This window comes from Pseudomonas sp., assembly GCF_037994325.1.
GTDB lineage: Bacteria > Pseudomonadota > Gammaproteobacteria > Pseudomonadales > Pseudomonadaceae > Aquipseudomonas.
Genome location: NZ_JBBNAH010000415.1, coordinates 1 through 7,156 on the forward strand (window position 1 = coordinate 1; position 7,156 = coordinate 7,156).

At 59.9% G+C, this 7,156-nt stretch carries 6 protein-coding genes; 3 read left to right on the forward strand and 3 right to left on the reverse strand.

Annotation, left to right across the window (positions count from 1 at the left end):
* The coding region (locus AAAB16_RS14105; protein ID WP_340663877.1) for a PilC/PilY family type IV pilus protein at positions 1–2,238 on the forward strand (2,238 nt) is incomplete at its 5' end.
* Positions 2,239–2,240: 2 nt separating this feature from the next.
* Entirely contained in the window at positions 2,241–2,663 is a 423-nt protein-coding gene (locus tag AAAB16_RS14110; protein WP_340663878.1) for a type IV pilin protein, read from the forward strand.
* Positions 2,664–2,726: 63 nt separating this feature from the next.
* On the opposite strand, the gene AAAB16_RS14115 is transcribed toward AAAB16_RS14110, so the two are convergent.
* Positions 2,727–2,936 carry a cold shock domain-containing protein gene (locus AAAB16_RS14115; RefSeq protein WP_340663879.1) on the reverse strand — a complete coding sequence of 70 codons (210 nt, stop codon included), beginning with the start codon at positions 2,934–2,936 and terminating at the stop codon, positions 2,727–2,729.
* Between the two features lie 737 nt (positions 2,937–3,673).
* Between AAAB16_RS14115 and plsB the strand changes: the two genes are divergently transcribed.
* Entirely contained in the window at positions 3,674–6,157 is a 2,484-nt protein-coding gene (gene plsB, locus AAAB16_RS14120; protein WP_340663880.1) for a glycerol-3-phosphate 1-O-acyltransferase PlsB, read from the forward strand.
* A gap of 105 nt (positions 6,158–6,262) precedes the next feature.
* On the opposite strand, the gene AAAB16_RS14125 is transcribed toward plsB, so the two are convergent.
* Positions 6,263–6,658, reverse strand: a complete 396-nt coding sequence (locus tag AAAB16_RS14125) for a hypothetical protein (protein WP_340663881.1) — start codon at positions 6,656–6,658, stop codon at positions 6,263–6,265.
* A 127-nt stretch (positions 6,659–6,785) separates the two neighbouring features.
* Positions 6,786–7,156, reverse strand: a 371-nt coding sequence (locus AAAB16_RS14130) for an NAD(P)H-dependent oxidoreductase (RefSeq protein WP_340663882.1), incomplete at its 5' end; no start/stop codon positions are given.

A 7,156-nucleotide genomic window follows, 5' to 3' on the forward strand; every position in this document is an offset into this window, starting at 1 on the left:
AAAAACGACCCGGCCACTTGGCAGCATATGGTCAGCTACTTTGTCGGCCTCGGCCTGACCAATACCCTGACCGATCCGGCCTGGGGCGGCGACACGTATTCCGGCGATTACAGCGCCCTGGTAGCGGGCACCAAGAGCTGGCCAGCGGCGTCTTCAGGGAGCAATAACAACGTTTATGACATGTGGCACGCGGCGATCAATTCCCGCGGTGAATTCTTTAGCGCCGAAAGCCCGGACAGCCTGCTTGAAGCGCTGAAAAGCATCGTTACCCGCATCAACGAAACCAGCACCGCCAGCGCCAACCAGGCCATCAGCTCGCCGTTGACCGACAGCGACTACAGCTCGGCCAACAGCTATATCCCGAGTTTTTCCAGCGAAGACTGGAGCGGCACGCTGATCAAGTATGTGCGCACCACCGCCGCGGCCAGCGAAGCCTGGAACGCGCAAACGCTGTTGGATACCAGCTACCCCAGCGGCAACACCGCCTATGCCAGCCGGCCGATCTACATCGCTGGCGGCACCGCCCTCAGTGGTTTGCAAAGCTTTGCCTGGGCCAACCTCAGCAGCGCGCAACAGACCACGCTAAACAAAACCCTGGATAGCACCGCTGACAGCAACGGCAGCAAGCGCGTCAGTTGGTTGCGCGGCGACCGCACGAATGAAGGCACGCTGCTGCGCAGTCGTGGGCATATTCTCGGCGATATCGTCGACTCCACGCCGGTGCTGGTGACCACCCCCAGCAGCCCGGTGAGCAAAATGGATGCGCTGGTCGGCGACACCTCATACACCGCCTTTAAAACCACCTGGGCCAGCCGTGCCACGCGGGTGTATGTGGGTGCCAACGACGGCATGCTGCACGCCTTCGACGACAACGGTAACGAGACCTTTGCCTTTATCCCCAGCAGCGTGATGAGCAACCTCTACAAGCTGATGGACCCCGAATACACCAGCAGCGCCCACCAGTACTACGTCGACGGCACCCCGACTGTGGCCGATGTGTATTTCAGCGGCGCCTGGCACACGGTGCTGGTTGGCACTTTACGCGGCGGCGGCCGGGCCTTGTTTGCGCTGGATATCACCGACCCCGACAACGTCAAATTGCTCTGGGAGAAAAGCTACAGCGACAGCGCCTATGCCGAACTCGGTTACACCTACGCCAAGCCGGTGATTGCCCGTCTGCACAGCGGCGACTGGGCGGTAATCGCCGCCAACGGTGCCAATAGCGCCACCGACAAAGCGGTGCTGTACGTGATGAACGTAGCGGACGGTTCGCTACTGAAAGCACTGACCGCCACCGACAGTGTCAGCAGCGCCAATGGTTTGTCCTCGCCCTATGTGGCCGATGTCGACGGCGATTTGATTGCCGACTACGTGTATGCCGGCGACCTGCACGGCAACCTCTGGCGCTTCGACTTGATCGGCACCGCCGGCAGCCTGACCACCACCGCTACCGCCAGTAACTTTCGCGTGGCCTTTGGTGGCACGCCGCTGTTTACCGCCAGCGCCACTACGTATGCCGCCACCGCCAGCAACAAGACCCAGCCGATCACCGCCAGCCCCTATGTAATTGCCCACCCTTCCGGCACCGGGCATTTGGTAATTTTCGCTACCGGCAAATATATGGAAGCCGCCGACGCGGCTGCCGACACCAGCAAAGCCATGAGCATTTATGGCATTTGGGACACGCAAACCAGCGGTGCCTCGGTGACCAGCACACCGGCGCTGACCACCAGCAAGTTGCAGGTGCAGACCTTTGGCGCCACCACCAGCATTACCTACACCTCCACCAGCGGCAGTACCGTGACCACCGCCGCCAGCACCCTGAGCAGCAACACCCTGAGCTGGTACAACGACGACGGCAGCATCAAAACCTATGGCTGGTACATCGACCTGCCGTTGACCGGCGAAATGGTGGTGAACAAACCCCTGACGGTAAGCAACAGCGTGCTGATCACTTCGCTAGCCCCCAACGACGACCCCTGCCAGAGCGGCGCCTCCACCTACCTGACCCTGATCGACCCGTACACCGGCGGCACCTCCACCGACACCACCCTCGAGCTGGGGCAAAGCACGGTCTACTCACGCCTGCAACTCAACTCACTGATTGGCGGCGCCAGCGTGCTGTCGCTTAACGGCGAAATCAGCCTGCACAACAGCGATAGCAGCAGCGGTGGCGTCGGCGTCAGCGGCCAATCCAACAGACGACAAAGCTGGCGCGACGTGCGCCTGCAGGACTAGATATGCGCCAGTCGAACAAAGGCTTCACCCTGATTGAGCTGATGGTCACCGTGGCCATTCTGGCGATCCTCGCCGCCATCGCCTTTCCCAGCTATACCCGCTACGTCACCCGCACCCACCGCAGCGAGGCGCAGGCCTTGCTCAGTGAGGCGGCAGCCCGTGAAGAGCGTTACTACGCGCAGAACAACGCCTATACCAGCACGGCGGCAGACCTCAACCTGCGCAGCAGCACGGGGCTTAGTGACAACGGCTTTTACCAGTTGAGCATCAGCACCAGTGACAGCAGCCAAGGCGGTTACCTGCTCAGCGCCACACCGCTAGGAACGCAGGCCAAGGACAGCGAATGTGCAGTGATGAAATTGAATGCGTTGGGGGAAAAGACCGTAAACGGCACCGCCAGCGATAGCGCGACATGCTGGAAATAAAGCCTACAAACACGCACGTAAAAAGCCCCGCATCGGCGGGGCTTTTTACGTGCGTGGCGAGGATTAACCCTTGGTCACGTCTTCGGCTTGTGGGCCTTTCTGTCCGTCGATAACGGCGAACTCAACACGGTCACCTTCATTCAGGGACCGGTGGCCTTCGCCGCGGATGGCCCGATAGTGAACAAACACATCGGCGCCACTTTCGCACTGAATGAAGCCATAGCCTTTGGAATCATTGAACCACTTAACGGTTCCAGTCTCGCGTTCAGCCATTACTACTTTCTCCAACTCGCATTTTTTTATGTCCTCTCAAGGAGGTATCGACAGATCAGTGGCAGCAGGCCGGAACCTGGCCACCGCCGGGTTGATGCGTAAGCACAAAGCCTGCCAATGATTTTCCCTGCTTGCGAGGTAAACCCCGGTATAGAGCGGCCGGCGTGGCTTTACGGTTAAGTACGAACGTACGAAAAGCTCTTCAGGCGCGGGCAAGGTTGTAGGTATCGGTAACATTTCGGTGCACGGCTTTGCCCCGCGGCCCCGGCACGCAACAAAGGGAGTTACGCCCTTCCTGGACTCCCGCCTACGGGAATGACGGTGTTATATGCACGCTCGCCGTCGTCCCCACTCAGGCGGGGCCCCCAGAATGGCCCTGGTAACCACCTACGCCTGACAAATCCTGGATTCCCGCCTACGCGGGAATGACGGCGTTATATACACGCTCCCCGTCGTCCCCACGCAGGCGGGGACCCCAGAATGGCCCTGGTAACCACGTACGCCTCACAGATCCTGGATTCCCGCCTACGCGGGAATGATGGTGTTGTATGCACGCTCCCCGTCGTCCCCGCGCAGGCGGGGACCCAGAATGGTCCTGAAAACCATGTACGCCTGACAGACCCTGAATTACCGCCTGCACAGCAATGACGGGAGTGGGGCGAATGCCTTTTGCCGCCAGACCCGGCATACGGCAAACTACCCGCCCCGAGCTGCGGCTCGATTTCGACAGACTCTGTATGACCCGTTCCCCGTTTCGCCGCCTTGTTTTCGGTACCCTGCGCCGCCTGCTGTATCTGTGGGTGCGCTCGGAAACCATCAACCAATCCGCCTTTACCCTAAAGCTCGACCGCAGCAAGCCAGTGCTCTATGTGCTGCAACAGCCGTCGCTCAGCGATTTGGCGGTGGTCGATGCGGAATGCACCAAGGCTGGCCTGCCGCGTCCGGTGGTGCCGGTGGCAGTCGGCGACTTGATCGAGCCGGCGGCGTTTTTCTACCTCAACCCGGAGCCGGGTTGGCTCGGCACGCCAAACAAGCCAGGCACTTCGCCAACCTTGATTCGCTTGGTCGGCGCGCTCAATCAACATGCCGTGGAAGACGCGCAGATCGTGCCGGTCAGTGTGTTCTGGGGCCAGTCGCCCGACCGCGAAACCAGCCCATGGAAGTTGCTGTTTGCCGATAGCTGGGCCGTTACCGGACGCCTGCGGCGCTTGGTCAGCATCCTGATCTTGGGGCGTAAAACCCGCGTGCAGTTCTCCGCGCCCATTCACTTGCGCGAGCTGGTGGCACAAGACAAAGGCCACGAGCGCACCCTGCGGATGGTGCAGCGCATTCTGCGGGTGCACTTCCGTAACCAGAAATCTGCGGTTATCGGCCCGGACGTTTCGCATCGCCGTAACCTGGTTAAAGGCCTGGTGCATGGCCCGCTGGTGCGCCAAGCCATCGCCGAGGAAGTCGAGCGCGAGAAAATCTCCCCGGAGAAAGCCGAAGCCCTGGCCCTGCGCTATGGCAACGAAATCGCCTCGGACTACACCTATACCGCCATCCGCTTTCTCGAGCTGGTGCTGAGCTGGTTCTGGAACAAGATTTACGACGGCATCAAGGTCAACCATATCGAGGGCGTGCAGGACGTTGCCCAGGGCCACGAAGTGATTTACGTGCCCTGCCACCGCAGCCATATCGACTACCTGTTGCTTTCCTACCTGCTGTTCCGCAATGGCCTGACGCCGCCGCATATCGCTGCTGGTATCAACCTGAATATGCCGGTAATCGGCAGCCTGCTACGCCGTGGCGGCGCGTTTTTTATGCGCCGCACATTCAAGGGCAATCCGCTCTACACGGCAGTATTCAACGAATACCTGCACACCTTGTTCAGCAAAGGTTTCCCGGTGGAGTACTTCGTCGAAGGTGGCCGTTCGCGCACCGGGCGCATGCTGCAACCCAAGACCGGCATGCTGGCGATTACCTTGCGCAGCTTCTTGCGTTCCAACCGTCTGCCGGTGGTATTTGTGCCGGTGTATATCGGCTACGAACGCGTGCTCGAAGGCCGCACTTACTTGGGTGAGCTGCGCGGCGCGAGCAAGAAGAAAGAGTCGATCTTCGATATTTTCAAAGTCATCGGCGCCCTCAAGCAGCGTTTTGGCAGCGTGTGGGTCAACTTTGGTGAGCCGATCAAGCTGGCCGAATTCCTCGACAACGACCAGCCCGGCTGGCGCGAACAGGAGCTTGGCCCGCAGTACCGTCCGGCCTGGTTGAGCGACACCACCCATCGTTTGTCTGAGCGTGTAGCCCAGCACCTGAACGAAGCGGCAGCGGTTAACCCAGTCAACCTAGTGGCCTTGGCGTTGCTGTCCACCAGCAAACTGGCGCTGGATGAACGCGCCCTTACCCGCGTGCTCGACCTGTATCTGACCCTGCTGCGCGCCGTGCCGTATTCGCCGCACACCACGCTACCGGAGGGCGATGGCCAGGCGCTGATTCAGTACGTGCAAGGCATGAAGCTGTTGGCCGAGCAAAAAGACGCGCTGGGCAAAATCCTTTATCTGGATGAGCAGAACGCCATCCTGATGACCTACTACCGCAACAACGTGCTGCATATTTTTGCCCTGCCGGCGCTGCTGGCGAGCTTCTTCCAGAGCAGTTCGCGGATGAGCCGCGAGCAGATCCTGCGCTACACCCGCGCGTTGTATCCGTACCTGCAGTCAGAGCTGTTTATCCGCTGGAGCCTGGACGAGTTGGAGGCGGTAGTTGATCAATGGCTGGCGGCGTTTGTTGAGCAAGGGCTGCTCAAGTTTGATGCCGAGGTGTACTCGCGCCCGGCGCCGAGCTCGCGCAGCTTTGTGCTGCTAACCCTGCTGTCGCGCGCCATTGCCCAGACCTTGCAGCGCTTCTATATGGCCACGGCGTTGCTGCTCAATGCTGGGCAGAACGCGATTAGCGCCGAAGAGCTGGAAGACCTGTGTACGGTGATGGCCCAGCGTTTGTCGATTCTCCATGGCCTGAATGCCCCGGAGTTTTTCGACAAGAGTCTGTTCCGTCACTTTATCCAGACCCTGCTCGACCAAGGCGTACTGCGCCAGGACGAAGCCGGCAAACTCAGCCATCACCCAGCCCTCAACGAACTGGCCGAAGGTGCTGCCAAGCGCGTACTGCCGGCCGAGATTCGTCTGTCTATTCGCCAGGTGGCGATGGATAGAAGTGAGGATATGGCAGACGGGTTGTAAGCCACCACGGAATAAAAAAGGGAGCCATCAACGGCTCCCTTTTTCGTGCAGCTTGTCTTCTGTAGGTGCTAGCAAGCTAGCGCCTGCAGAACGCCGCAACACGGTTTAGCGCGCCAGGCGCTGATTCCTGCGCAGGTCAATCAGATCCTGATGGGTGCAGGTCATCGGCGTGGCACCAGTCAGGTCATAGCAGCGTTGGCCATAGCCCATTGGCCAATAAATGATGGCGAACGGTGGCCAGAAGATCGAACCCACACGAAAACGCGCGCGCAGTTTGCCTTCTTGCAACACAGCGCCATGGGCATCGGTGAGTTTGTAAGGGATGCCGCCAGCCGCGCTCCAGGCGAAGGGACGGGTTTTCACCAGGCCTGCCGAATATTGGGTCTCGCGTTTGTAAATTTCGACTTTGCTGTTTTCAGGCAATTTGAAATAGGTGGCGGTGGAGCAGCCGGTAACCAGCGCGGCCAACGCCAAGGCGCCAGCGATTTGCATGAACTTCATTGCGGGAAATGTCCTTATAGGCACTACGCGTTAAGAGCGGCCGTCTGACCGCGGCGCGCATAGTGCCTATGTGCCAGCAGCATTTCCAGCCCTCTGGTCTGCTTTGCACGGACGTACCTAGGGCTGGTTACCCGAGCACCGTTGCCAGGTGCTGCTCATAACGCGCCACATCGCTGTCAATGTTCGGCCGCTTCATCACGTCGACGCTGAGAAAGGTCGGCAAGGCGCTCATGCCGAGAAACTCGTTGGCTTTGTGGAAGGGGAAGTACACCGCGTCCACACCTTTGCCTGCAAAGAAGTCAGTCGGATCGTCGAACGCTTGCTGCGGGGCGTTCCAGGTGGCGGAGATCATGTACTGCTTGCCGTGCAGTAAGCCGCCACTGCCGTATTTCTGCGAAGCGTCGGAACGGGTGCGGCCGTCGTTGGCGTAAAGGCTGCCATGGCCTTCGGTGAACACTTCGTCGATGTACTTTTTCACCGTCCAGGGCGCGCCCATCC